This window comes from Ensifer sp. PDNC004, from assembly GCF_016919405.1.
Classification (GTDB): Bacteria; Pseudomonadota; Alphaproteobacteria; order Rhizobiales; family Rhizobiaceae; genus Ensifer.
In genome coordinates this window covers 1,468,690-1,493,524 of record NZ_CP070353.1, presented here as the reverse complement: position 1 = coordinate 1,493,524, position 24,835 = coordinate 1,468,690, and the positions used below count along the sequence as shown (strand labels likewise).

Below are 24,835 nucleotides of genomic sequence, written 5' to 3'. Positions count from 1 at the left end.
CTCTGGAGGTAAATGATGGCCGGTCTTTCGCAAGCCGTCAGCTCGCTGTTCCTGAAGGAATTCGTCGGCGCGTTCTTTCTGTCGATGCGTTATTTCTTCAAGCCGAAGGCGACGTTGAACTACCCCTTCGAAAAGGGGCCGGTCAGCCCGCGCTTCCGCGGCGAGCATGCGCTGCGCCGTTATCCGAACGGTGAAGAACGCTGCATCGCCTGCAAGCTGTGCGAGGCGATCTGTCCTGCACAGGCCATCACCATCGAAGCCGGCCCGCGCCGCAACGACGGCACCCGCCGTACGGTTCGCTACGACATCGACATGGTGAAGTGCATCTATTGCGGTTTCTGCCAGGAAGCCTGTCCGGTCGATGCCATCGTCGAGGGCCCCAACTTCGAGTTCGCCACCGAGACGCGCGAAGAGCTGTACTACGACAAGGACAAGCTCCTCGCCAACGGCGACCGTTGGGAACGGGAAATCGCACGCAACATCGCAATGGACTCGCCTTATCGCTGAGGCCAGAGCGTAGTGCCGCCCCAGGGAGGGCGGTGCATGTGACATAGGTTTGGGCAACGGCCGGACGCGTGTCCGGCTTTGCCTGTGGAGTGGGGCCAGAAGCGCCTCACACCGTGCAAGACGAAGAAGGCACCGATCATGGGTCTGCAGGTTCTTTTTTTCTATCTCTTTGCCTTCATCGCGGTGGCGTCGGCATTCATGGTCATTGCGGCCAGGAACCCGGTTTATTCGGTTCTGTTCCTGATCCTGACCTTCTTTAACTCGGCAGGTCTGTTCCTGTTGACCGGCGCCGAATTCCTCGCGATGATCCTGCTGGTCGTTTATGTCGGCGCGGTCGCGGTGCTGTTCCTGTTCGTGGTCATGATGCTCGACATCGACTTCGCGGAACTGCGGGCCGGTGTGCTCGAATACGCGCCGGTCGGCGCTCTGATCGGTCTGATCCTTGCAGCCGAGCTCATCATCGTGGTTGGCGGTGCGACGTTCTCGCCGGAGATCGCCAAGTCGATTTCGATGCCGATCCCGGCCGTCGCCGACCGCACGAACACGGCAGCGCTCGGCGACGTGCTCTATACCCACTACGTCTACTTCTTCCAGATCGCTGGCCTGGTCCTGCTCGTCGCCATGATCGGCGCGATCGTGCTGACCCTGCGCCACCGCGACAACGTCAAGCGCCAGAACATCCCGCAGCAGGTTGCCCGCACGCCCGAGACCGCCGTCGAAGTGGTCTCGGTCAAGCCCGGCCAGGGCATCTAAGTCGGACGCGAGATCGAGGAACAAAAAAATGGAAATCGGAATTTCCCACTATCTCACCGTCAGCGCCATCCTGTTCACGCTGGGCGTCTTCGGCATCTTCCTGAACCGGAAGAACGTCATCGTCATCCTGATGTCGGTCGAACTCATTCTTCTCGCGGTCAATATCAACATGGTCGCCTTCTCGGCGTTCCTGAACGATATCACTGGCCAGGTCTTTGCCCTGTTCATTCTGACCGTCGCGGCTGCGGAAGCGGCCATCGGACTTGCAATTCTCGTCGTCTTCTACCGCAACCGCGGCTCGATCGCTGTTGAAGACGTCAACATGATGAAGGGCTGATTGGGCTATGGATACCATCATCAAGGCTATCGTCTTCCTGCCTTTGATCGGCTTTCTGATCGCCGGCCTCTTCGGTAATTCGATCGGCGCCAAGGCATCGGAGTTTGTCACCAGCGGTCTGATGATCATCGCTGCTGCGCTCTCCTGGTACGTCTTCTTCGACGTGGCCATGGGGCACCAGGAAATGATCAAGGTTTCGGTGCTGCGCTGGATCCAGTCCGGCAGTTTCGATGTCGAATGGGCGTTCCGCGTCGATACGCTGACGTCCGTCATGTTCGTAGTAGTCAACACGGTGTCGACGCTCGTGCATGTCTATTCGATCGGCTACATGCACCACGATCCGCATCGCCCGCGCTTCTTTGCCTATCTGTCGCTCTTCACCTTCGCGATGCTCATGCTCATCACGTCGGACAACCTGCTGCAGATGTTCTTCGGCTGGGAAGGCGTGGGTCTGGCGTCCTACCTGCTCATCGGTTTCTGGTACAAGAAGCCGTCGGCCAATGCTGCGGCGATGAAGGCCTTCATCGTCAACCGCGTCGGCGACTTCGGCTTCTCGCTCGGCATCTTCCTCGTCTTCGTGCTGTTCGGTTCGATCAGCTTCGAGACGATCTTCGCTGCCGCCAAGACCTATCTGCCGGCTGAAGGTGCAGCAGCAGGGGGGGCGGTCGTCACCCTGTTCGGCATGCATCTCGACAAGGCTGACGCCGTTACTGCCGCGTGCCTGTTGCTCTTCATGGGTGCCATGGGCAAGTCGGCGCAGTTCCTGCTGCACACTTGGCTTCCGGACGCCATGGAAGGCCCGACCCCGGTTTCGGCTCTTATCCATGCCGCAACCATGGTTACCGCCGGTGTGTTCCTCGTCGCCCGCATGTCGCCGCTGTTCGAACTGTCGCCGGATGCGCTGACCGTCGTCACCATCATCGGTGCGATCACCGCCTTCTTCGCGGCGACCGTCGGCCTCGTCCAGAACGACATCAAGCGCGTCATCGCCTATTCGACCTGCTCGCAGCTCGGATATATGTTCGTGGCGCTCGGCGTCGGCGCCTATGGCGCGGCGATCTTCCACCTCTTCACGCACGCCTTCTTCAAGGCTCTCCTGTTCTTGGGTGCCGGTTCGGTCATCCACGCCGTCGATGGCGAGCAGGACATGCGTTACATGGGCGGTCTGCGGAAGCACATTCCAGTTACCTACTGGATGATGTTCATCGGCACGATCGCACTGACCGGCGTCGGCATCCCCGGCACGATCATCGGTACCGCGGGCTTCTTCTCGAAGGACGCGATCATCGAATCCGCCTATGCCGCGCATAGCTCGGTTTCCGGCTTTGCCTTCGCGCTGCTGGTCGTCGCTGCGCTCTTCACCAGCTTCTACTCCTGGCGTCTGGCCTTCATGACGTTCCACGGCAAGCCGCGCGCTTCCTCGGATGTCATGCATCACGTCCACGAATCGCCGCAGGTCATGCTGGTGCCGCTCTACATTCTTGGCGTTGGTGCGCTCGTCGCCGGCTTCCTCTTCCACGACTACTTCTTCGGCCATCACTATGCCGAGTTCTGGAAGGGCGCGCTGTTCACATCGGCTGAGAACGAAATCCTCGAGACCTACCACGATGTCCCGAAGTGGGTTAAGTGGAGCCCGTTCTGCGCCATGGCGCTCGGCCTCTTCACCGCCTGGTACATGTATATCCGCCGGCCGGAACTGCCGAAGTATCTGGCCGAGCAGCATCGCGGTCTCTACCAGTTCCTCTTGAACAAGTGGTACTTCGACGAGCTCTACGACTTCCTGTTCGTGCGCTCGGCCAAGTGGCTCGGCACCTTCCTGTGGAAAGAAGGCGACGGCCGCGTGATCGATGGTTACGGCCCGAACGGCATTGCCGCTCGCGTGCTCAACGTCACTGACCGCGTTGTCCGCCTGCAGACTGGTTACCTCTATCACTACGCGTTCGCGATGCTCATCGGCATTGCCGCGCTTGTTACTTGGATGATGTTCAGGAGTTCCTTCTGATGACCGATTGGCCCGTACTTTCCGCGGTCACCTTCATGCCGCTCGTCGGCGTTCTGCTTCTCTTGCTTGTCAGGGAAGACAGCGCCTACGGCCGCCGGAATATCCTGAACGTATCGCTGCTGACGACGATCTTCACCTTCGCGGTGTCGGTCTATATCTGGTACCAGTTCGATGCCTCGAACCCCGGCTTCCAGATGATCGAAAAGCATGAGTGGCTCGGCACCGGCATTTCCTACCATCTGGGTATAGATGGCATCTCGATGCTGTTCGTCGTGCTCTCGGCGTTCCTCATGCCGTTCTGCGTGCTCGCAAGCTGGCTGTCGATCGAGAAACGGCTCAAGGAATACATGATCGCGTTCCTGGTCCTGGAAACGTTCATGATCGGCGTCTTCGTGTCGCTCGATATCGTGCTGTTCTACGTGTTCTTCGAAGCCGGCCTCATTCCGATGTTCCTCATCATCGGTGTCTGGGGCGGCAAGGACCGCGTTTACGCCAGCTACAAGTTCTTCCTCTATACGCTGCTCGGCTCGGTGCTGATGCTGCTTGCGATCATGGCGATGTACTGGCAGGCCGGTACGACCGACATCACGCAGTTGCTCGCCTATAACTTCCCGCGCCAGATGCAGACCTGGCTTTGGCTCGCCTTCTTCGCATCCTTTGCGGTGAAGATGCCGATGTGGCCGGTCCACACCTGGCTTCCCGACGCGCACGTTCAGGCGCCGACCGCAGGCTCGGTCATCCTGGCCGGCGTGCTCCTTAAGCTCGGTGGTTACGGCTTCTTGCGCTTCTCGCTGCCGATGTTCCCGTTGGCATCCGACTACTTCCAGCCGTTCGTCTTCACGCTCTCGGTCGTCGCCATCATCTACACCTCGCTGGTGGCGCTGATGCAGACCGACATCAAGAAGCTGATCGCCTATTCGTCGGTGGCACACATGGGCTACGTGACAATGGGTATCTTTGCTGCCAACGTTCAGGGCGTTCAGGGTGCGATCTTCCAGATGCTGTCGCACGGCATCGTCTCGGGCGCGCTCTTCCTTTGCGTCGGCGTTGTCTACGATCGTCTGCACACACGCGAAATCTCCGCCTATGGCGGTCTCGTCAACAACATGCCGAAATATGCCGTCGCCTTCATGGTGTTCACCATGGCGAACGTCGGCCTGCCGGGCACGTCCAGCTTCGTGGGTGAAGTGCTGACCCTGGTTGGCGCCTTCCGTGCCAACACCTGGGTTGCGCTCTTTGCCACCTCCGGCGTGATCCTGTCGGCGGCTTACGCGCTCTGGCTCTATCGCCGGGTCGTGTTCGGTGCCTTGGAAAAGGAAAGCCTGAAGGCGTTGCTCGACCTGTCGCCGCGCGAAAAGGCCATCCTTTATCCGCTGGTGATCCTGACGATCTTCTTCGGCGTCTACCCGGCACCGATCTTCGATGCGACTGCGGCCTCCGTGGATCTGCTCGTCAACAACTACTCCGCAGCCCTGCAGGCAGCGCAAAACGTTGCGCTTTCGGTGCAATGACCACAGGACGTGATTGGACATGACTGCTGAAACCCTCCTTGCAAGCCTGCAACTCTCGATCCCCGAGCTGATCCTCGCGGTCGGCGCGATGGCATTGCTGATGATTGGCGTGTTTTCCGGCGAGAAGTCGGCGTCGACGGTCACCGGTCTTGCGGTTGCCGTTCTGATCATCGCCGGCCTCTGGCTCGTTCTGAAGACTGGTGAAGGCGAAGCCTATGGCGGCGCCTTCCTGTCGGATCCCTTCGCCAAGTTCATGAAGGTTCTTGCCCTGATCGGCTCCATCACCGCCCTGGTGATGACGGTCGGCCATGCGCGCTCTGCCCAGATCGACCGTTTCGAGTTTCCGGTGCTCCTGGTGCTGGCAACGCTCGGCATGCTCCTGATGATCTCGGCCAACGACCTGATGTCGCTCTACCTGTCGCTGGAACTGCAGTCGCTGGCCCTTTATGTCGTCGCCGCCATCAACCGCGATAGCGTGCGCTCGACGGAAGCAGGCCTGAAGTACTTCGTCCTTGGTGCGCTTTCTTCGGGCATGCTGCTCTACGGCATGTCGCTGATCTACGGCTTCACCGGCCACACCGGCTTCACCCAGATCGCCGCTGCGCTGACGGCTGAAGGCCGCTCGCTCGGCCTGATCTTCGGTCTGGTCTTCGTGCTTGCCGGCCTTGCCTTCAAGATCTCGGCCGTGCCGTTCCACATGTGGACGCCGGACGTTTACGAAGGCGCGCCGACGCCGGTCACCGCCTTCTTCGCGGCGGCACCGAAGGTCGCCGCCATGGCGATCCTCGTTCGCATTGTCATCAACGCCTTCGAGCCCGTCGTTGCCGACTGGCAGCAGATCATCGTCTTCATCTCGATCGCATCGATGCTGCTCGGCGCGTTCGCGGCGATCGGCCAGAAGAACATCAAGCGCCTGATGGCCTATTCCTCGATCGGCCACATGGGCTACGCGCTGGTCGGCCTTGCCGCCGGCTCCATGGCCGGTGTTCGCGGCGTGCTGCTCTACATGCTCATCTACATGGTCATGACGCTCGGCACCTTCGCCTGCATCCTGGCGATGCGCCGCAAGGAAGGCGAAAACGTCGAGAACGTCGACGACCTCGCCGGTCTGTCGCAGACCAACCCCTTCATGGCGACCGTGCTGACCGTCCTGATGTTCTCGCTCGCCGGCATCCCGCCGATGGCAGGCTTCTTCGGGAAGTACTTCGTCTTCATGGCGGCCATCGAAGCTCAGCTCTATGCACTCGCCATCATCGGCGTTCTCGCATCGGTTGTCGGCGCCTACTACTACCTGCGCGTCATCAAGGTGATGTGGTTCGACGATGCCAAGGGCGAGTTTGCCCGCACCGCCGGCGAACTGCGGCTGGTCTTCGGTCTCTCGGGGCTGTTCGTTCTCGGATACGTCCTGATCGGCGGCCCGCTCGGAAACGCCGCTGAAGTCGCGGCGCGGACCTTCTTTTGATCGCCTTTGAAAGCGGCGGCCGGATCTCGCTCGACGATTTCCGGCACGTCGCTCTCGATGCGGTCGGGTCGACCAACAGCGAATGCCTGGCGCGTGCGCGCCAGGGTGACCCGGGCAATCTCTGGGTCACGGCCATCAGGCAGACCGGCGGGCGCGGGCGTCGCGGCCGGGCATGGTTCTCCGAACCGGGCAATCTCTACGCTTCGCTTCTCCTCATCGAGCCGGCTCCGGTCGAGCAGCTGCATTCGCTACCGCTTGCCGTTGCCGTCGCCGTTCACAGGGCAATCCGCCAGGTAATGCCGCCGGGTTCGGCGCCTGTCGAGATCAAGTGGCCGAACGACATCCTGATCGACGGCAAGAAGACCTGCGGTATCCTGCTTGAAGGCGAAAGCCTGCCGGACGGGCGCCGGGCGCTGGTCATCGGTTGCGGCATCAACATCGCGGTCCAGCCGGATGAAGGGCTCTATCCCGTGACGTCGCTGGCCAACGAAGGAGCGTCGGTTTCGCCCGACGAACTGTTTGCGCGCCTGTTCCTGACGATGGCGGAGACCCTGCAGGTTTGGGATCGGGGCGCCGGTATCGCCACGACGATCGAACAATGGCGGGCAGCAGCCCGCGGCATCGGTGAAACGATAACCGTGAACCTGCCGGACCGGTCGCTTTCAGGGCGCTTTGCCGGTATTGATGAGGCCGGACGGCTGGTGCTCGACACCGGCAACGGCATGACGCAGGCGATTGCCGCCGGCGACGTATTTTTCGGATAAATTTGGAACAGGGGCGCAACACGACATGGCGCAAGAAGAAGAATTGGTGTTCTTGCCGCTCGGCGGCGTCGGCGAAATCGGCATGAACCTCGGCCTTTATGGCTACGGGCGGCCGGGAAGCCGCCAGTGGATCATGGTCGATTGCGGTGTGACGTTTCCGGGGCCCGATCTTCCGGGCGTCGACCTCGTTCTCCCCGATATCGGCTTCCTTGCCGAGGAACGTCGCAATCTCAAGGGCATCATCATCACGCATGCCCACGAAGACCACTATGGCGGCCTGAACGACCTGTGGCCGGGGCTGAACGTTCCGGTCTACGCCTCGCCGTTCACGGCGGGGATGCTGGAAGCCAAGCGCGATTTCGAGAAGAGCCGGGGCGAAATCCCCGTCACCATCTTCAAGCAGGGCGACCGTATCAATGTCGGCCCCTTCGAGATCGAGGCCGTCGGCGTCAACCATTCGATCCCTGAGCCGATGTCGCTGATCATCCGCACGCCGGCGGGCACCGTGGTTCATACCGGTGACTGGAAGATCGATCTGCATCCGTCGCTTGGGCCGCTGACCGACGAGGCGCGGTTCCGCCAGATAGGCGATGAAGGTGTGCTTGCGCTCGTCTGCGATTCCACCAACGCGATGCGCGACGGTGTTTCGCCATCGGAGCAGGAGGTTTCCGAAAGCCTGACGAAGATCATTGCCAGTGCCGAGGGTCGGGTGGCGATTACGACGTTCTCCTCGAATGTCGGGCGCATCCGCTCGATCGCTGAAGCGGCCGAAGAGGCGGGCAGGGATGTGCTCCTGCTCGGCAGTTCGATGAAGCGGGTCGTCGCCGTCGCTACGGACCTTGGGCTGATGGAAGGCATCAAGCCCTTCCTCGCCGAAGACGAGTTCGGCTACGTGCCGCGTGATAAGGTCGTTGTGATCCTCACCGGCAGCCAGGGCGAGCCGCGGGCAGCCCTTGCCAAGATCGCCCGCGACGAGATGCGCAATGTCGCTTTCTCGGCTGGCGACACGGTCGTGTTTTCCTCACGCACGATCCCGGGCAACGAAAAGGCGATTAACGACATCAAGAACGGCCTCGTCGAACAGGGCATCCACATCATCACCGACAGCGAAGCGTTGGTGCACGTGTCCGGCCACCCGCGTCGCACCGAGCTGCAGCAGATGTACCAGTGGCTGCGGCCGCAGATCCTTGTGCCTGTTCATGGCGAGGCGGCGCATCTGACGGCGCACGGCGAGCTGGGTCGCCAGTCCGGCATCGCCAGCGTTCCGCGTCTTCGGAACGGCGAAATGCTGCGTCTTGCGCCAGGTCCCGCCGAAGTGATTGACGAAGCGCCCCACGGCCGCATCTACAAGGATGGCAGCCTCATCGGCGACTTCGAGGAGATGGGCATCGGCGAACGCCGGAAGCTCTCCTTCGCCGGCCATGTCGCCGTCAACGTCGTTCTCGACAGCCGCTACGATTTCCTGGGCGACCCGGATATCGTCGCGATCGGCTTGCCGGAGTTCGACGACGAGGGTGAGGACATGGAGGACACGCTCTATGACGCCATTCTCGGCGCCGTCGAGAGCATCCCGCGGGCCAAGCGCAAGGATCTGGCGATGCTGCAGGAGGCGGTCCGCCGCGCCGTGCGCAGCACCGCCAACCAGATCTGGGGCAAGAAGCCGATCGTCACGGTGTTTGTCACCAAAGTCTGATTGGCTCGTCGCGCGCAACCTTGTAAGCGAAACCGGACGTCAAAGCGGGAGATCGCCATGCTTGGAAGAGTGAACCACATCGCCATCGCCGTGCCGGATCTTCACGCGGCCGCCGAAAGCTATCGCTCGACGCTCGGCGCCTCCGTCACCGAGCCGCAGGCTTTGCCAGAACACGGCGTCACTGTCGTGTTCGTTACGCTTGCCAACACCAAGGTCGAACTGCTCGAGCCGCTCGGCGAGGGCTCGCCGATAGCGACCTTCCTGGCGAAGAGCCCTTCGGGTGGGATGCATCACATCTGCTACGAGGTGGAGAACATCCTGTCGGCGCGCGACGCGTTGCGCGCCGCCGGTGCGCGGGTGCTGGGGGATGGCGAGCCGAAGATCGGCGCGCACGGCAAGCCGGTGCTCTTCCTGCATCCCAAGGATTTTCAGGGTACGCTGATCGAGCTCGAAGAGGTGTGACAGTTGATCGCGCGATGACGGTTTGTGCGATCGGGCCGGCGGCGCTATAAGGCGGACGGAATGTCGCGGAAGTCGCGGCGAATACGGGGCTGCCCACCGTCTTGCCGATCGCCTTCACCGGGAGCTTGAAATGCCGCTTTTTTCGACCTTTGCCATCTACTTCATCATCTGGTGGATTACGCTCTTTGCCGTGCTGCCCTTGGGCGTGCGCACCCAAGCGGAAGAAAACAGCGTCGTTCCGGGGAGTGTCGAGAGCGCACCGGCGAAGTTCAACGCCAAGCGGGTCGTGCTTCTGACGACCATAATTGCGGCCGTCATTCAACTCGCCTGGTATATCCTGTCCGTCAGGCTGGGCTACGGCATCGATTCCATTCCGCGTTTCTACCCAAAATTCTATTGATAAGTTCATCGCCGCCGCCACCCGAGGGCGATCGTTCTCGTTGCGACAAATTCTCTGCGGTCTGTTGAGCGCATCCATGCCTTGACGGCACCGTCGCGCATGCCTGCGGAGAAGACCCGGGCAATTATAGGATTGACCGCCGTGAAATTGACATAGTTCAATTTTGCAAGGTGCTTCGCGGGGATGTCGCTTGCTGAAAAGCAAAAAAAAACAAGGCTAAAAGCCTTGTTTTTCAAGTTTCGCGTGATCTTTAATCCGTTTCCGGCGGCAGCGACGAAGCGCGCCTAAGATCTTATCCTCCCAAGACTTGACCGCGAAAGTCGGCAAGAATTTAGTCTTCATGCCTGTTTTGTGAGCCGAAACTAGCCCAAACATTGGGCTCTGTCATCCTGTTTTTTTGCATTTTTGCTACAGTCGGGTAAAATATTCCCGTTGACAATTACTGTCGTAATCTTGTTACTAGCGTGCTCTTGTGACGCAGGATCGGCGTCGCATTCCCCCTGAAAATCCGTGGATGCTTTCTCTGCCCGTGACAACGGAGAGCAGGGTTTTCTTCCGCCTGCGAAGCAGCTATGAACGGAAGGCTCGTAAAGGTTCCTGCCGGCTGCGCCGGTGATGGAAAATGGAGAGTCCGACCCGAGAAGCAGCGGTCGCCTTTATCAATCAAAAGGTGAAGCCGGCATCTCGCTCAACGTCATTTCGCCCGAATCCGCCGATAGTGCGACGTTCATCAAGTTCTGGAACCCGTCATGCGCCTGTCCCGCTTTTTCATGCCCATCCTCAAGGAAAATCCTAAGGAAGCGGAAATCGTTTCCCACCGTCTCATGCTCCGCACGGGCATGGTCCGGCAGCAATCCTCGGGCATCTATACCTGGCTGCCACTCGGCAAGCGGGTTCTCGACAAGGTCAATGCGGTCATCCGCGAAGAGCAGAACCGCTCCGGCGCGATCGAGCTTCTGATGCCGACCCTCCAGTCTGCCGAGCTGTGGCAGGAGAGCGGGCGCTACGACGCCTATGGCAAGGAGATGCTGCGCATCAAGGACCGCCAGGACCGGCCGATGCTTTATGGTCCGACGAACGAGGAAATGATCACGGACGTCTTCCGTTCCTACGTGAAGTCCTACCGCGATCTGCCGCTCAACCTCTATCATATCCAGCTGAAGTTCCGTGACGAGATCCGTCCGCGGTTCGGCACCATGCGCTCGCGCGAATTCCTGATGAAGGATGCCTATTCCTTCGATCTCGATCGGGAAGGGGCCGAGCACGCCTATAACCGCATGTTCGCCGCTTACCTTCGCACCTTCGCGCGCATGGGCCTTCGCGCCATTCCGATGCGTGCCGATACCGGCCCGATCGGCGGCAACCTGAGCCACGAATTCATCATTCTCGCCGACACCGGCGAATCCGAAGTGTTCTGCCATAAGGACTTCCTCGGCTTCGACATTCCGGGCGAAGATACGAATTTCGATGACGTCGCCGGCCTGAAGACGATCTTCGACAAGTGGACCTCGCGTTATGCGGCCACGTCGGAAATGCACGACGAGGCGGCCTTCAACGCTGTGGCCGAAGGCGACCGTCTCTCGGCCCGCGGCATCGAAGTCGGTCACATCTTCTATTTCGGCACCAAGTACTCCGAAGCCATGGGCGCCAAGGTGCTCGGCCCCGACGGCAAGGAGCACGCTGTGCACATGGGCTCCTACGGCATCGGCCCGACCCGTCTGGTGCCGGCGATCATCGAAGCTTCGCATGACGACAACGGCATCATCTGGCCGAAGTCGATCGCGCCGTTCGATGCCGTGATCATCAACATGAAAGCAGGCGACGCCGCTTGCGACGGTGCCTGCGAGACGCTCTACTCGAAACTCGGAAATGCCGGATTCGACGTGCTTCTCGACGATCGCGACGACCGCGCTGGTGCCAAGTTCGCAACGGCCGATCTGATCGGCGTGCCGGTTCAGGTGATCGTCGGACCGCGCTCGATTGCCAATGGTGAAATCGAGCTCAAGGATCGCAAGACCGGCGAGCGCGAGACGCTGACCGTCGAGGCTGCGATCAACAAGCTGATCGCAACGAAGTGATGAGGCAAGGGAAGGCAGGATGACCGCCGTGGTGCAAGATCAGGTGCAGGCCGCAACGCAGCCTGAAAAGTCCTCCAGCCGACCCTTTTCCGCCTTCGAGCGCATGGTGGCGTGGCGCTACCTGCGCTCCAGGCGCAAGGAAGCCTTCATCTCCGTCATCGCCGGCTTCTCCTTCATCGGCATCATGCTCGGCGTTGCAACGCTGATCATTGTCATGGCCGTCATGAACGGTTTTCGCACCGAGCTCATCTCCCGCATTCTCGGCATCAACGGCCACATGATCGTCCAGCCGATCGACGGTCCGCTCGACAACTACGCTGACCTCGCGACGAGGTTCTCGGGCGTCAAGGGCGTCACCATGGCGATCCCGATGGTCGAGGGGCAGGTTCTGGCGCAAGGTGTGGGCGACAGCTCGACGGGTGCCCTGGTGCGTGGCATCCGCGCCGACGACCTGAGCAAGATGAAGTCGGTTTCCGACCATATCCAGTCCGGCGATCTCGTCGGCTTTGCCTCCGGCACAGGTGTCGCGATCGGATCGCGCATGGCCGAGCAGCTCGGCATTCAGGTCGGCGGCACGATCACGCTGACCTCGCCCAATGGCGACGTGACGCCGCTCGGCATGAACCCGCGCGTCAAGGCCTACACCGTCTCGGCGATCTACGAGATCGGCATGTCGGAATATGACGCGACGATCCTCTTCATGCCGCTTGAGGAAGCGCAGCTGTTCTTCAACGCCGAGGGACTGGTCCAGTCGATCGAGATCTTCGTCGAGCATCCTGACGTCGTCGACGAACTGCGCCAGCCGATCGAGGATGCGGCCGGCCGGCAGATCTTCATCACCGACTGGCGCGACCGCAACAAGACCTTCTTCTCCGCGCTCCAGGTGGAACGCAACGTGATGTTCATGATCCTGACGCTGATCGTGCTGGTCGCGGCGCTCAACATCATCTCGGGCCTTATCATGTTAGTGAAGGACAAGGGCAGCGATATCGCGATCCTGAGAACAATGGGAGCTACGTCGGGCTCGGTAATGCGCATCTTCTTCATGACGGGTGCTGCAATCGGTGTTGCCGGAACGGTCGCGGGCGTGGCGCTCGGCGTCATCGTCTGCCTCAACATCGAATCCATTCGGCAGTTCTTTTCCTGGATTTCGGGAACGACGCTCTTCAGCCCTGAGCTTTATTTCCTCAGCCAGTTGCCGGCCGACATGAACGCCGACGAGACCGCACTCGTCATCGTCATGGCACTGACCCTTTCCTTCCTCGCCACGATCTTTCCGGCCTGGCGCGCCTCGCGCCTCGATCCGGTGCAGGCCCTGCGTTACGAATGACAAGGACGACACTTGAATGAATGCGCGTGTGGCACTGCAACTCTCCGGCGTCGAACGGCACTACGGGGAAGGTGAGACCTTTCTGTCCATCCTCAAGGGCGCGGATTTCACCCTGAGAAGCGGCGAGACCGTCGCGCTGGTCGCACCTTCGGGAACCGGCAAGTCGACGCTGCTGCATGTCGCGGGCCTGTTGGAACGCCCTGATGCCGGCGAGGTGTTGGTCAACGGGGTGTCCTGCGGCGGGCTTAACGACGACCGGCGCACGGCGATCCGTCGCAACGAGATCGGTTTCGTGTACCAGTTCCACCATCTGCTCCCTGAGTTCACGGCACTTGAAAACATCATGATGCCGCAGCTGATCGGGGGATTGCCAAAGAAGGAAGCCGCGGAACGGGCGAAGGCTCTGCTCGATTATATGCGCATCGGCCACCGCGCCGAACATCGTCCGGCGGAGCTTTCGGGCGGCGAACAACAGCGCGTCGCAATCGCGCGTGCGGTCGCCAACGCGCCGCTCGTGCTGCTTGCCGATGAGCCGACGGGCAATCTCGACCCTGAGACTGCCGGCTACGTCTTCGAGGCGCTGGAAGCGCTCGCCCGCCAGTCAGGGCTCGCGGCCTTGATCGCCACGCACAATCATGAACTCGCCGGGCTGATGGATCGCCGCGTGACGATCGAGGACGGCAAGGTCGTGGAGATGGCCTGATGGTCTGGCGGCGTGCACGCCGCCTTCCGGGGCCTGCCGCTCGCCAGTCACTTGCGGGAAACCGCTGTTCCGTTGAAATGCCACGTGCGCTTTCCCACGTGGCTGTTCCTCAGCCAGTCCGCTGCCAGCAGTCGCCCGGCACCGCTATGGTGCAGGCGGAAGAGATGAAACCGTCCCTGATCCCGCTGCACATGGTGGGTCTCGACGTCATCGCCGCGCAATCTAGGTCGGCGATACCTCTTGCGAGCGGGCGCTGTGCCGGTTCACGTGATCGTTGATTCGCGTTCGATTGCCAATGGCGAGGTCGAAATAGAGGACCACGAGACGCTGACCGTCGAGGCTGCGATCGACAAGCTGATCGCGGCGAAGTGATGAGGCAAGGGAAGGCAGGATGACCGCCGTGGTGCAAGATCAGGTGCAGGCCGCAACGCAGCCTGAAAAGTCCTTCAGCCGACCCTTCTCCGCCTTCGAGCGCATGGTGGCGTGGCGTTATCTGCGCTCCAGGCGTAAGGAAGCCTTCATCTCCGTCATCGCCGGCTTCTCCTTCATCGGCATCATGCTCGGCGTTGCAACGCTGATCATCGTCATGGCTGTGATGAACGGCTTCCGCACGGAGCTCATCGCCCGCATTCTCGGCATCAACGGCCATATGATCGTTCAGCCGATCGATGGCCCGCTGAACAACTATCCGGAACTGGCGACGAAGTTTTCGGGCGTCAAGGGTGTCACAATGGCGATCCCGATGCTCGAGGGGCAGGTTCTGGCTAAGGGCGTCGGAGACAGTTCGACGGGTGCTCTGGTACGCGGTATCCGCGCCGACGACTTGAGCAAGATGAAGTCGGTTTCCGACCATATCCAGTCCGGCGATCTCGTCGGCTTTGCCTCCGGCACAGGTGTCGCGATCGGTTCGCGCATGGCCGAGCAGCTCGGCATTCAGGTTGGCGGTACGATCACGCTGACCTCGCCCAATGGCGACGTGACGCCGCTCGGCATGAACCCGCGCGTCAAGGCCTACACCGTTTCGGCGATCTACGAGATCGGCATGTCGGAGTATGACGCGACGATCCTCTTCATGCCGCTTGAGGAAGCGCAGCTGTTCTTCAACGCCGAAGGACTGGTCCAGTCGATCGAGATCTTCGTCGAGCGTCCTGAAGCCATCGACGAGCTGCGCCAGCCGATCGAGGGTGCGGCCGGCCGGCAGATCTTCATCACCGACTGGCGCGACCGCAACAGGACCTTCCTCTCGACGCTCGAGGTCCAGAGCAACGTGATGTTCATGATCCTGTCGTTGATCGTTCTGGTCGCGGCGCTCAACATCGTCTCCGGCCTGATCATGCTGGTGAAGGACAAGGGCAGCGATATCGCGATCCTGAGAACAATGGGCGCAACCTCAGGCGCGGTGATGCGAATTTTCTTCATGACGGGTGCTGCAATCGGTGTCGCCGGAACGGTCGCGGGCGTGGCGCTCGGCGTCGTCGTCTGCCTCAACATCGAATCCATACGGCAGTTCTTTTCCTGGATCTCCGGGACGACGATATTCAGCCCGGAACTCTATTTCTTGAACCAGCTTCCGGCCGACATGAACGCCGACGAGACCGCGCTTGTCATCGTCATGGCGCTGACCCTTTCCTTCCTCGCCACGATCTTTCCGGCCTGGCGCGCCTCGCGCCTCGACCCGGTGCAGGCTTTGCGTTACGATTGACCCGACCCCACGACCGACAACGGTATCTCTTGAATAACGCGCGCTTGCGACGAGCGACCGCCACCGTCACAAGCGATTCCACCGCACAGCGCGCCGAAAGCGCGCCGCGATCTTTCCGCGTCGCAGACCGTTACTCGCTCCTGCGCCACATGCTGTAGGGTCTTGCCCTATGGCCTGATCACGCCGCCGCGATAGTCGAGCTCATAGGCTTCCTCGCCATCGACGAAGATGACCTCGTGCCCGGAAAAATGAGCGATGTCGCCGCGGCTGTTGTCGATATAGTAGCCATGGGCATGCCGGAACTCCGTGCCGCCGAGGAAATGCCGCTTGTCGCGGTACATCGCCTGAAGTGCCGCCTTGATGACGACGCCTGCCTTTTCGCCGTTGATGAGGTCAGGACGGATGATCCGACCGAAGTAGTTCATTGCCCACTGCGGCCGATCATCCTGCCAAACGGTCTCCTGGCCTGCGAAATCGGTCCCGCCGAAATAGCTGTCGACGTAGCGCCAGCGATCCCGCTCATAGCCGATATCGCGGGAACCCGGGCGTGACGACGAGCGCCGCCCGCCGCCGCCGACATAGGTGTTTGATTTCGCTTCGACGATGAATTCTTTGAGTGGTTCGAGCGCGGCCATGATTGTTCCTCATACGTTCGCGCAAGAGGATGCAGCGGTCCGTCGAGGTTGTAAAGAACAAATAGGGAACATTCACCCAATTATTGCAGGCCGCAAGCCTTCTGCCCGCGATCGTCGGTCCAGTCCTTGAGGAGGACGAGCTCGCCCTTGGTTTCGACTGGCTTGTCGTTGGATTTGCCCTTGCCAGTCAGCACATTGAGGTCGCATTGCGCGGTGTTGTCGGGATCGAGCGTATCGTAGGACGAGTAGGTGTAGCCCGCCACGACGAAGTCGAAGTTGCGATAGGCGACCGTCAGCTTCTGTTCCCAGCGGTCACGCCCGATGGCATCGTTGTGACTGGTGATGAGCAGTGAGCCGCTGGGCAGCGCTTCGATCGAGGGCGCTTGGCCGACGAGTTCGAACTGACCCCAGACCTTGTTCGGAATGGCCGATTTCAATGCCAGCGCGCCGTTGTCGCCGGTGAGGTAGAGAAGGACGCCGTTGTCCTCGTCGCTGCCTTCGGCCGGTCGCACGATCAGCGCGAGATCGGAAGAACCGTCCTTGTCCCAGTCGCCGGTCGCCGCAGAGACGATACGGGCGGGGTCGATTGCGTCGGCCGCCGAGGCAACGGCAGGAAATAGCAGTAGCAGCGAGGGGAGAATCAGGCGTGCAAGCATGTCGGAGCGCTCCGCGTGGTTGTTCCCCTTGATATGCGGGCGCGGCACTTTCCTCAAGCGGCTTACCCGCCGGTTAACCTGCATTCACGCGCCGTATTAACCATCGTGAACAGAACGCCTGTGTATTGCTTGACGCGTGAACAAAAATGGAACAAAGTAAAAACATAACGGAAAAGGAGCCATGTTATGACTGATTTTGTTCGTGACCTCGCCGCCTTCGCGTCGATGAGCCTGTTCATCGCAAGCATCTCTTTCATCGCGCTCGGCCTCTGAAGGCGGGCGTCGATATTTTCTCTCAAGCACCTCCGCAAAGCGCCTCATCCCCATTGAATAAGGGGGACGACATGCCAGGGGAATCTGGACATGGCGGGTGATAAACGGGATATCCTTCCGAGTGGACAGGAATCAGGGTGCGACAATGGCAGACGACAGCAAGGCAGCATCGAGTGAGGCGCTCGGCACGGATCCGCAATTCGTGCATCTGCGCGTCCACTCTGCCTTCTCCTTGCTCGAAGGCGCCCTGCCGCTGAAGAAGGTCATCGGCAAGGCGGTCGCCGACAACCAGCCGGCGATCGGGATCGCCGACACCAACAATCTTTTCGCAGCGCTGGAATTCTCGCAGAAGGCAGCCGGTGACGGGCTGCAGCCGATCACCGGCTGCCAGCTGTCGATTGACATGGAAGACGAGACCGAGGGGGATCGACGCGGCCATGGGCACCAGCTTGCCAAGCTGCCGTCGATCGTGCTCATCGCGGCGACCGATGACGGCTATACGCGCCTCGTCGATCTCGTCAGCCGCGCCTATCTCAGCGGCGAGGGCAGCCAGGCGACGCGCATCACCCGCTCCTGGCTTGCCGAGTGCGGCACCGAGGGGCTGATTGCGCTGACCGGCGCATCCGGTGGTCCGGTGGATGTCGCCATGAAGACGAGCTCGACGGCGCTCGCCGAAGCGCGCCTCGAAGCCCTGCATGACCTCTTCGGCGATCGGCTCTATATCGAGCTGCAGCGGCATGGTGGCTACGACCGGCGGCACGAAAGCCGGATGATCGAGTTTGCCTACAAGTTCGACATTCCGCTTGTCGCCACCAACGAGGCCTTCTTCCCGTCGCCTTCCGACTACGAGGCGCATGACGCCCTGATGGCGGTCGCGCACAATGCCATGGTTTCGGACGACAGCCGCTTCCGCCTGACGCCGGACCATTATCTCAAGAGCCGCAAGGAAATGGCGGCGCTGTTTGCCGACCTGCCCGAGGCGCTGGAAAACACGCTCGAGATCGCCCGGCGCTGCTCCTTCATGCTGAAGACCCGTGGGCCGATCCTGCCGCGCTTTACCGGCGCGACGGCGGATCCGGAGGAGGCCGAGCGCGCCGAGTCGGACGAACTGCGTCGCCAGGCGGAGGAGGGCCTCGAAGATCGCCTCGCGAGGCTCGGCATGGCGCCCGGCTACACCCAAGAGGAATACCGCGAGCGCCTGGCCTTCGAACTCAGCGTCATCGAGCGCATGAAGTTCCCCGGTTACTTCCTGATCGTTGCCGACTTCATCAAATGGGCCAAGCAGCACGACATCCCCGTCGGGCCGGGCCGCGGCTCGGGCGCCGGCTCGCTCGTCGCCTATGCGCTGACGATCACCGACGTCGATCCGATGCGCTTCTCGCTGCTGTTCGAACGCTTCCTCAATCCCGAGCGCGTCTCGATGCCCGACTTCGACATCGACTTCTGCCAGGACCGGCGCGAAGAGGTGATCCGCTACGTGCAGCGCAAGTACGGTCGCGAACAGGTGGCGCAGATCATCACCTTCGGTTCGCTGCAGGCGCGTGCCGCCTTGCGCGACGTCGGCCGCGTGCTGGAAATGCCCTATGGCCAGGTCGACAAGATCTGCAAGCTGGTGCCCAACAACCCGGCCAACCCGACGCCGCTTTCCAAGGCGATAGAGGAAGAGCCGCGCCTGCAGGAAGAGGCCGAGAAGGAGCCGGTGGTCGCCCGCCTGCTCGATATCGCCCAGAAGATCGAGGGCCTCTACCGCCACGCCTCGACCCACGCCGCCGGCATCGTGATCGGCGACCGGCCGCTGTCGCAGCTCGTGCCGATGTATCGCGATCCGCGTTCCGACATGCCGGTCACCCAGTTCAACATGAAGTGGGTCGAGCAGGCCGGTCTCGTCAAGTTCGACTTCCTCGGCCTGAAGACACTGACCGTCCTGAAGGTCGCCGTCGATTTCGTGAAGCAGCGCGGCATCGAGGTCGATCTGGCGAGCATCCCGCTCGACGATCCGAAGACCTACGAGATGCTGTCGCGCGGCGAAACGGTCGGCGTGTTCCAGGTGGAAAGTGCCGGCATGCGCAAGGCGCTGATCGGCATGCGGCCCGACTGCATCGAGGACATCATCGCGCTGGTGGCGCTCTATCGCCCGGGCCCGATGGAGAACATCCCGGTCTATAACGCCCGCAAGCATGGTGAGGAGGAGGTCGAGTCGATCCATCCGAAGATCGACCACCTGCTCAAGGAAACCCAGGGCGTTATCGTTTACCAGGAGCAGGTGATGCAGATCGCCCAGGTGCTCTCTGGCTATTCGCTCGGCGAGGCCGACCTTCTGCGCCGCGCCATGGGTAAGAAGATCAAGGAGGAGATGGACAAGCAGCGCGCCCGTTTCGTCGACGGCGCCGTCAAGAACGAGGTGTCGAAGCCGCAGGCCGACCTGATCTTCGACCTGCTCGCCAAGTTCGCCAACTACGGCTTCAACAAGTCGCACGCGGCAGCCTACGCGATCGTGTCCTATCAGACCGCCTATATGAAGGCGCACTATCCGGTGGAGTTCCTGGCGGCGTCGATGACGCTCGACATGTCCAACACCGAAAAGGTCAACGACTTCCGCCAGGATGCCAAGCGCCTGGGCATCGAGGTGATCGCGCCGTCGGTGCAGACCTCGTTCCGGCATTTCCAGACGGGCGAGAGCCGCATCTACTACTCGCTTGCAGCGATCAAGGGCGTCGGCGAATCGGCCGTCGAGCACATCGTCGAGGTTCGCGGCGACAAGGCCTTTGCAAGCCTCGAAGACTTCTGCCTGCGGATCGACCCCAAGCTTCTCAACCGCCGGGTCTTCGAAAGCCTGATTGCCGCTGGCGCCTTCGATTGCTTCGGCTATGACCGGGCGGAACTGGTCGGCGGGCTTGATCGCATTCTCGGATTTGCCCAGCGTGCCCAGGAAAACAAGACGAGCGGGCAGAGCGATATGTTCGGCGCAGGTGCCGCCACCGGGCCGGAGCGCATTGCGCTTCCGACCTACACGCCGTGGCTCGCCTCGGAAAAGCTGCACCGCGAGTTCCAGGTGCTTGGCTTCTATCTCTCAGCCCATCCGCTCGACACCTACAATGCGCTGCTCGCCAAGATGCGCGTACAAACCTTCGGCGATTTCGCAGGCTCGGTGAAGAAGGGGGCGACGGCCGGAAGGCTCGCCGGAACCGTGACCTCGAAGCAGGAGCGCAAGACACGCACGGGCAACAAGATGGGCATCATTGCCTTCTCGGATTCCTCCGGCCAGTTCGAAGCGGTTCTGTTCTCCGAGATGCTGCACCAGTATCGAGACCTGCTCGAGCCCGGCAAATCGCTGGTCATGACGGTGGCTGCCGAAGAGCGGCCGGAAGGCATAGGCCTGCGCATCCAGACGCTGCGTTCGCTCGAAGAAGAATCGCTGCAACTGCAGAAGGCGCTGCGCGTCTATGTGCGCGATTCCGGCCCGTTGAAATCGATCGCTTCGCACCTCAACACCAGGGGCGATGGTCTCGTCTCCTTCGTCGTCATCAAGGACAACGGCCAGCGCGAGATCGAGGTGGAGCTGAGCGAGAAGTTCCGGATTTCACCGGAGATCGCTGCAGCACTGCGCTCGGCGCCGGGCGTCATCGACGTCGAACTGGTGTAATCCGAGAGGGGTTCCGCTCGATCGCAGTGGAGCGGCGTCTGAGCAGGTTTGGAACCTCGCGACCGGCGGCCGGACGCTGGTCGGGTGTCGTTTGCCGGTCTGGAGCGGATCAGTCGCCCGGACGTGTCCGGGTGATGGTGATGAAATCGGTGCCCTGACCGGTCTCCAGTCCGCTTTCCATATCGGCGATCGACAGCGATGAGCCTTCGGCGAGCAACGCTTCCACGCGCTTGCGCACATCGTCGGAAATCGTCATGCGCGCGAGCGTGCGCTGGATTCCATTATAGGCGAAGGGATCGGCCTCCATGGAGATGCCGAGGCGCTTCCTCGTCGAGGCGGGCAGGTGGTTCTCAAGCGAGACGCCGAACCATTTGCCTTCGGCACCTTGCTCCTCATTGTGGCGGAACTGGAGGAAATGGGTTCCGAGTGCCTCTTCCGGCTTGTCGATCGTAAGCCCGGCCTCAAAGAGCGGCTTGAAGCCTTGCCGCACGAGGATCTTGCCGTTCTGCGGCGGCGTACGGCCGGCCTTGCGCAGAAGCCTGTCGGTCAGTTCAGGCGTCAGCTTGCCGTCGCCGTCGAGGCCCTCGCTTGCCTGGAAGGCGCGCAGGGCCGCAATCGTCGCTGGCCCGGCATGACCGTCGATCGCACCGGGTGCGTAGCCGAGGAAATCGAGGGACGACTGAACCTCGCGCATGGTGTCGCGTGCGTCGCTGCGGGTGATCAGGATCCGGATTGGCTCCTCGGTGGATCGCGCCGAATGGGCGCCGCCGGGTGGCTCCCGCATTGCCACTTCCACCGGCGTGTCGCCGGCCTGGCTGATCGCGGGTCTCAGTGGCACGTCGGAAAGTGGTGGCTGGAGGTCGATCGGAGCCGGTCGGAAGAGCAGGGCGCTCTTAACCTCCAGGGGCGTTATCTGCCGGTCGGAGATCAGCACGTGCACGCCGCGCTCGGTCATCTTGAAGAGCGAGGCGGCAAATTGGCTCGGCAACCGCACGCAGCCATGAGAGGCCGGATAGTCCGGCACGTGATTGGAGCCGTGCAGCGCAATGCCCGACCAGGTGAGCCGCTGCATGAAGGGCATCGGCGCGTTCGAATAGATGTTCGACTTGTGATGGCGCCGCTTTTCGAGGATCGAAAAGATGCCCGATGGCGTGGTGTGACCCGCCTTGCCGGTCGAGACCGGCGACGTCGCAATGACAGCGTCCCCGTCATAGACGACGAGCGATTGCTGGTCCTTCGAGACGATGATCTGCAGCGGCCCGCGACTGCCTGCAAAACCGGTGGCCGGCGACAAGAGCAGTGCGACGACGCTGGCGGTGAGAGCGAAACGCGATACCATACACTCAACCCAACACGTGACTTGGCGGACAAGCCTAGTCGCCAATCTTTAAGGAATTCATCCTGATGTGTGTGGGGTCGATCAAGGTTGCGTGATCGCTCTGCGAGGTGTGTCTGCTGCGGCAAGCGCGCCTGCGGTCTTATGGATCGCGTTTTCTGGTGCCGAACGTGTAGCCGGTTTCGACGCTCGCCTTGCCGAACTTGTCGCGCAGCCTGTTCATCGCGTCCTCGGCCGCAGCGCGTCTGGTGGCCGCGGGATCGACAAGATCCGGCGGATCGGCGAGGTCCGGGGCGGAGAGATCGCTGACGCCGATGCCGATCAGCCGATACTTCGTTCCGTCCGCCTCTTTTTCGAGAAGCTGCAGGCCGATGCGGAAGATGCGGTCGGCAAGGCGGGTAGGGCTGTCCAGGCGCCGGTTGCGGGTGCGGATCTTGAAGTCGGCGGTTTTGAGCTTGAGAACGACCGTCTGGCCGGCGAGCTCGGACTTTCGCAGCCGGTGAGCCACCTGCTCGCTGAGGCGCCGCAGATGCGTGACAAGGTCGTCATAGCGCGCGATATCGTCGTTGAACGTCGTCTCTGCGGATACGCTCTTGGCTTCGCCGTCGATTTCGACCGCTCTCTCGTCGAGCCCGCGCGACAGGCGGAAGAGCCGCTGCCCCATAGTGCCGTAGCGGCGCATGAGGTCGCCTTCCTCCATGGTCTGCAATTGCCCGATCGTGCGCACGCCGTCACGCTCCAGCGTCGCGGCAAAGGCCTTGCCGACGCCCCAGATCAGGGTCACCGGCTTTTCCCGCAGGAAGTCCAGCGCTTCGGCCTGGCCGATGACGGAAAAGCCGCGCGGCTTTTGCAGGTCGGACGCCACCTTGGCGAGGAACTTGCAATAGGAGAGGCCGACCGAGACGGTGATGCCGATCTCCAACTCGATCCGGCGGGCAAGACGCGCAAGCGTGCGCGCCGGCGGATCGTGATGCAGCCGCTCCGTGCCGCTGAGTTCGAGGAAGGCCTCGTCGATCGACAGCGGCTGCACCAGCGGTGTCAGTTCCTGCATCAGCGTGCGCACCTCGCGGCCGACACGCGCGTATTTCTCCATATTGGGCTTGATGACGATCGCCTGCGGGCAGGCTTCCAGCGCCTTGAACATCGGCATCGCCGAGCGCACGCCGTGAATGCGGGCGACGTAGCAGGCGGTGGATACCACGCCGCGCTTGCCGCCACCGATGATCACCGGCTTGTCGGCGAGCTCCGGGTTGTCGCGCTTCTCGATCGAGGCATAGAAGGCGTCACAATCGATGTGCGCCAGCGTCAGGTCATAGAGCTCAGCATGCCGCAGAATGCGCGGGCTGCCGCAGGCTAGGCAGCGCCGCACCGACGCCGCCTGTTCCTTGAGGCAGTCGCGGCAGAAGCCTGGAAAGTGAGCAGCGCTGTCGGGCATATCGGGAACAAATATTGAACATTGCGACCTTAGGCTCTACTCTAGCGAGTCTCAAGGAGGCGCGATTGGAAATCACAATGCAATTGTCGCCGTTGAAAAGGATCGCCAGGCGCGTCTCGCGCAGCGCCGGCGGGGCTGAGTTTGCGCCGACGGGCAGCCGGTCCGGGCTAGCCGCGGAAATGCGCGCGAATGGCCGCGGCTGCCTCCGGCCAATCGGCGACGGCACGAATGTCTGCGTCGATCTTCGGCGCGAGCGCCTTGAAATCCGAGTCGGCCATGAGGTTGATCGGCAGGCAGGACGGCGCGTGATCCTTCACCGATCGCAAATTGCGAAGCATGTCGTCGATGAAGACCAGCGGGACGGTTCGGCCGCCGTGAAGTTTTTGGACGATCGGGCCCTTGGGCTCTTCGGACGCAAGCAGCGGATAGGGAAGGCCAAGCTGATCGAGAAGCGCGCGGCGGACCGTGGCGTGCTGCGGCGGCATCGCGGTCAGAAAGACGATGTCGGCTTCCTCCGACAATGCGGACAGGGTCTCCACGGCTCTGGCGGCGGGCGTCTGCCAACGATCCTGCGAGCCGTAGAAGGCGTCGAGCAGGATTTTGACCTCCGGCTCCGCCACCGGCTGCTCGTCGGCATGCGTGATGATGTTGCCGGTCAGGCGGAACGACCGGGGCAGCAGCACATGGCCGCAGCTCTTGAGGAACGCTTTGAACGGATTGATGAATTCGAGCACGACATCGTCGATGTCACTGACGATCAGTGGGCGGTTGCCAAGCGTGATGCTGTGAACTCTCGGCGCGTTTGCCACCCTCAATCCTCGAAGCCTGCGTGGCCGGAAAGTACCATATGGGCGCGCACAACGTCTTCGGGCGCCGTACCGGTCGCTGTACAGAATGCCATCAGGGTCGGCTCATGGTCCATCAGAAAGGCGACGAGCCCGCCCATGAAGCCGGGTTCGGCGATGGCGTTGCGCAGCGCCGTCGGGTCCGTGCCGGTCAGCGCCAGGAAGCGGGACAGGAGTTCTGGCTCGCCGGCAAGCCAGGCGAGAATGTCTACTGCAATTTCGTCGGCGCTCTTCAATGGTTTGTCCCCGTATGGTTTTTACGTGCGGAGTTACCTATTTTTCAACCAAATAGGCCTATCTCTGACGTT

21 protein-coding genes are annotated in these 24,835 nt (G+C 61.7%); 15 read left to right on the top strand and 6 right to left on the bottom strand.

The genetic code is table 11. The features are described from left to right. Nucleotides 1-15: 15 nt before the first annotated feature. The 14 genes from nuoI (at nt 16) to JVX98_RS15460 (ending at nt 15,704) form a co-directional block, all read left to right on the top strand. Nucleotides 16-507: an NADH-quinone oxidoreductase subunit NuoI gene (gene nuoI / locus JVX98_RS15525; protein WP_025426590.1), complete on the top strand. Its 492-nt coding sequence runs from the start codon at nt 16-18 to the stop codon at nt 505-507. Between the two features lie 138 nt (nt 508-645). After that, the gene (locus JVX98_RS15520; protein WP_043626138.1) at nt 646-1,260 is read left to right on the top strand and encodes an NADH-quinone oxidoreductase subunit J; all 615 of its coding nucleotides are present in this window, start codon (nt 646-648) and stop codon (nt 1,258-1,260) included. Between the two features lie 28 nt (nt 1,261-1,288). Continuing rightward, the gene (gene nuoK, locus JVX98_RS15515) at nt 1,289-1,597 is read left to right on the top strand and encodes an NADH-quinone oxidoreductase subunit NuoK (protein WP_034803568.1); all 309 of its coding nucleotides are present in this window, start codon (nt 1,289-1,291) and stop codon (nt 1,595-1,597) included. Between the two features lie 7 nt (nt 1,598-1,604). Beyond that, nucleotides 1,605-3,599 (top strand): NADH-quinone oxidoreductase subunit L, encoded by a 1,995-nt coding sequence (gene nuoL / locus JVX98_RS15510; RefSeq protein WP_205239120.1) that lies wholly within the window; start codon nt 1,605-1,607, stop codon nt 3,597-3,599. Continuing rightward, nucleotides 3,599-5,110 (top strand): NADH-quinone oxidoreductase subunit M, encoded by a 1,512-nt coding sequence (locus JVX98_RS15505; RefSeq protein WP_192447270.1) that lies wholly within the window; start codon nt 3,599-3,601, stop codon nt 5,108-5,110. The genes nuoL and JVX98_RS15505 overlap by 1 nt, the downstream gene beginning before the upstream one ends. A 19-nt stretch (nt 5,111-5,129) precedes the next feature. Next, a complete protein-coding gene (nuoN, locus tag JVX98_RS15500) occupies nt 5,130-6,572 on the top strand; it encodes an NADH-quinone oxidoreductase subunit NuoN (RefSeq protein WP_192447269.1) in 1,443 nt (480 codons plus the stop codon). Continuing rightward, a complete protein-coding gene (locus JVX98_RS15495) occupies nt 6,572-7,336 on the top strand; it encodes a biotin--[acetyl-CoA-carboxylase] ligase (protein ID WP_205239458.1) in 765 nt (254 codons plus the stop codon). Before nuoN ends, JVX98_RS15495 begins: the two co-directional genes overlap by 1 nt. A 25-nt stretch (nt 7,337-7,361) precedes the next feature. Beyond that, a complete protein-coding gene (locus JVX98_RS15490) occupies nt 7,362-9,029 on the top strand; it encodes a ribonuclease J (protein ID WP_043626129.1) in 1,668 nt (555 codons plus the stop codon). 57 nt (nt 9,030-9,086) lie between these two features. Beyond that, on the top strand, nt 9,087-9,491 hold the full coding sequence (gene mce, locus JVX98_RS15485; RefSeq protein ID WP_192447268.1) for a methylmalonyl-CoA epimerase: 405 nt from the start codon (nt 9,087-9,089) through the stop codon (nt 9,489-9,491). Between the two features lie 130 nt (nt 9,492-9,621). After that, nucleotides 9,622-9,891, top strand: coding sequence for a DUF1467 family protein (locus JVX98_RS15480; RefSeq protein ID WP_043626126.1), 270 nt, complete (start codon nt 9,622-9,624; stop codon nt 9,889-9,891). Between the two features lie 749 nt (nt 9,892-10,640). Next, a complete protein-coding gene (gene proS / locus JVX98_RS15475; protein ID WP_043626125.1) occupies nt 10,641-11,969 on the top strand; it encodes a proline--tRNA ligase in 1,329 nt (442 codons plus the stop codon). 19 nt (nt 11,970-11,988) lie between these two features. Beyond that, nucleotides 11,989-13,299, top strand: coding sequence for a lipoprotein-releasing ABC transporter permease subunit (locus JVX98_RS15470; RefSeq protein WP_205239119.1), 1,311 nt, complete (start codon nt 11,989-11,991; stop codon nt 13,297-13,299). Nucleotides 13,300-13,315: 16 nt separating this feature from the next. Beyond that, nucleotides 13,316-14,002 carry an ABC transporter ATP-binding protein gene (locus JVX98_RS15465; protein ID WP_043627193.1) on the top strand — a complete coding sequence of 229 codons (687 nt, stop codon included), beginning with the start codon at nt 13,316-13,318 and terminating at the stop codon, nt 14,000-14,002. Nucleotides 14,003-14,393: 391 nt separating this feature from the next. Then, nucleotides 14,394-15,704, top strand: a complete 1,311-nt coding sequence (locus JVX98_RS15460) for a lipoprotein-releasing ABC transporter permease subunit (protein WP_205239118.1) — start codon at nt 14,394-14,396, stop codon at nt 15,702-15,704. A gap of 167 nt (nt 15,705-15,871) precedes the next feature. Here JVX98_RS15460 and JVX98_RS15455 read toward each other — a convergent pair whose 3' ends face one another. Further along, nucleotides 15,872-16,339: a DUF5680 domain-containing protein gene (locus JVX98_RS15455; protein ID WP_205239117.1), complete on the bottom strand. Its 468-nt coding sequence runs from the start codon at nt 16,337-16,339 to the stop codon at nt 15,872-15,874. A gap of 80 nt (nt 16,340-16,419) precedes the next feature. Beyond that, nucleotides 16,420-16,995 carry a hypothetical protein gene (locus tag JVX98_RS15450; protein ID WP_205239116.1) on the bottom strand — a complete coding sequence of 192 codons (576 nt, stop codon included), beginning with the start codon at nt 16,993-16,995 and terminating at the stop codon, nt 16,420-16,422. Nucleotides 16,996-17,413: 418 nt separating this feature from the next. On the opposite strand from JVX98_RS15450, the gene dnaE reads away from it, so the two are divergent. Continuing rightward, nucleotides 17,414-20,911, top strand: coding sequence for a DNA polymerase III subunit alpha (gene dnaE, locus JVX98_RS15445; protein WP_205239115.1), 3,498 nt, complete (start codon nt 17,414-17,416; stop codon nt 20,909-20,911). A gap of 109 nt (nt 20,912-21,020) precedes the next feature. Here the strand turns inward: dnaE and JVX98_RS15440 are convergent, their stop codons facing one another. The 4 genes from JVX98_RS15440 to JVX98_RS15425 form a co-directional block, all read right to left on the bottom strand. Continuing rightward, nucleotides 21,021-22,250, bottom strand: a complete 1,230-nt coding sequence (locus JVX98_RS15440) for a L,D-transpeptidase family protein (protein WP_205239114.1) — start codon at nt 22,248-22,250, stop codon at nt 21,021-21,023. Nucleotides 22,251-22,389: 139 nt separating this feature from the next. Continuing rightward, nucleotides 22,390-23,682, bottom strand: a complete 1,293-nt coding sequence (locus JVX98_RS15435) for a DNA polymerase IV (RefSeq protein WP_205239113.1) — start codon at nt 23,680-23,682, stop codon at nt 22,390-22,392. A 167-nt stretch (nt 23,683-23,849) separates the two neighbouring features. Beyond that, nucleotides 23,850-24,491 carry a hypothetical protein gene (locus JVX98_RS15430; protein ID WP_205239112.1) on the bottom strand — a complete coding sequence of 214 codons (642 nt, stop codon included), beginning with the start codon at nt 24,489-24,491 and terminating at the stop codon, nt 23,850-23,852. Between the two features lie 2 nt (nt 24,492-24,493). After that, nucleotides 24,494-24,763 carry a DUF3572 domain-containing protein gene (locus JVX98_RS15425; protein WP_192447257.1) on the bottom strand — a complete coding sequence of 90 codons (270 nt, stop codon included), beginning with the start codon at nt 24,761-24,763 and terminating at the stop codon, nt 24,494-24,496. Between the last annotated feature and the right edge of the window lie 72 nt (nt 24,764-24,835).